1 protein-coding gene and 1 pseudogene are annotated in these 1,493 nt (G+C 61.7%); one reads left to right on the top strand and one right to left on the bottom strand.

Going from position 1 to position 1,493, the window contains the following annotated elements; translation table 11 throughout:
• On the top strand, positions 1–287 hold a 287-nt coding region (locus tag G6R25_RS25685), incomplete at its 5' end, for a hypothetical protein (protein WP_205447428.1).
• A gap of 828 nt (positions 288–1,115) precedes the next feature.
• On the opposite strand, the pseudogene G6R25_RS25690 reads toward G6R25_RS25685, so the two are convergent.
• Positions 1,116–1,493 (bottom strand): annotated as a pseudogene (locus G6R25_RS25690) (Rieske (2Fe-2S) protein); the annotation flags it as partial.

Consider the following 1,493-nt stretch of genomic DNA (forward strand, 5'->3'; position numbering starts at 1 on the left):
TAGTCGTCGTTGTCGGCGGCGCCCTGTTCGCGAGGGATGCCTGGGACCTCCTGCCAGACGGAAAGTCTGTACTGGGCGTCGGCACCGGCCAAACCGTTGAGGTCGCGGGCCACCGCGCGGTGGCCCGCGCGGTGGATCAGTGCGAGGCAAGGATGGTGGCGGCCGGGGGTTCTTTCGACACCGCGCACTACGTAAAGGGGATGTGGACGTCCACCTATACGGGCAAGTGCACCCCTGTTTGGAAGCGGCTAGCGCAGTACTGGTGGCCTTGGCTTGGAAGTGGCTAGCGCAGTGTTGGCGATCATGGCGCTGGCCGCGGAGGGACGTGCCTCGGTCCGGTCAGAGCCTGGTCACGGAGGAGCTTTTCAGGCTCGCAACGGTGAGTACTGGACGTATCGCTAGAGGTGTCGAGCTATATGCATAAAATTACAGAATTCTGTATCTGTAATTACGGTTATCCGCCCGCAGGTTTTGTTGTTATGGGCTCCGAGTTTTCCTGACGTGTGCTACGTCGGAGGTATTGCGTGGACAAGATGAAGCGGAGCGGCTGGCGGGTCCGGAGGATAATGATCAGCGCCATTGTCGTGGCAGCGCTAGTCTTCGGCAGCTACAGCTGGAACCACGTGGGGGTTAGGGAGGTCGAACGCTGCCTGGTCCAAATTGAACGGCAGTGGGTCATCCACCGGGCTGGTGGACCCCCCGGTCGTCGTCCGGCCGAACCTGGACGTTGGGCAACGGCCAAGTTGAGCATGCCCTGGGACGTCGAAGTGCCCCGCTGAAACAGTCCAGCGGGGCACTTCGACGTCCCAGGGCATATGGGCCGCCCGTGGGAGAGAGGTCGCCCGAGGCGGGGGGCGTCCGTCGGCTTGCCGCGGGCGCGGGTTTCCTGTCTGCTCACCGCCTACCACCTCGACACCACCGGCCTCCACGGCCCCACCCAGGAGATCAACCCGGCAGGTGTCGACAACAACGCGCCGTTGTTTGACCAACATCCCCAGCTGATCTTGCCTGGAGGTGTCCAGACCCCTGCAGGGACTGTCCTGGCGGGGGTCTGGCGTGGGGCTGGTGGGACTCCCCGCCGGACAGCTCGACGGGGAGGTGGTGCTGGTGGGGCGTCAGATGGATCTTTCTGGATGGGTCCTACCGGTGGCAGCTATCGTTTCCGGCTCCGGCGGTGCAGCACCGAAGCGCCAGCCAGACTGGATGTTGCGACGGTAGAAGGCGCGGATCTCTCGTACCGCCTGTCCATCTGGCTTGACGGACAGTGGCTTAACCGGACTACGCGTAAACCTGAGGACATCCATATCTGCGTGAAGGTGCCACCTGACGATGTGAAACATGAGGCGACTGAGGGCGTAATTGAGCGGAGCGAAATAGCGATCTGGACCAAGCTTGCGGACGGCAATCCGCCAGGTAATGATAAAGATTTCATCGCGAATCGGAGTATTGCCGATAAGAATTGTCAATAATGGCGAGGTCCGGTTAATGTGCAA

The sequence above is a fragment of the Candidatus Frankia alpina genome (assembly GCF_902806485.1).
In the GTDB taxonomy this organism is placed as follows: domain Bacteria; phylum Actinomycetota; class Actinomycetes; order Frankiales; family Frankiaceae; genus Frankia; species Frankia alpina.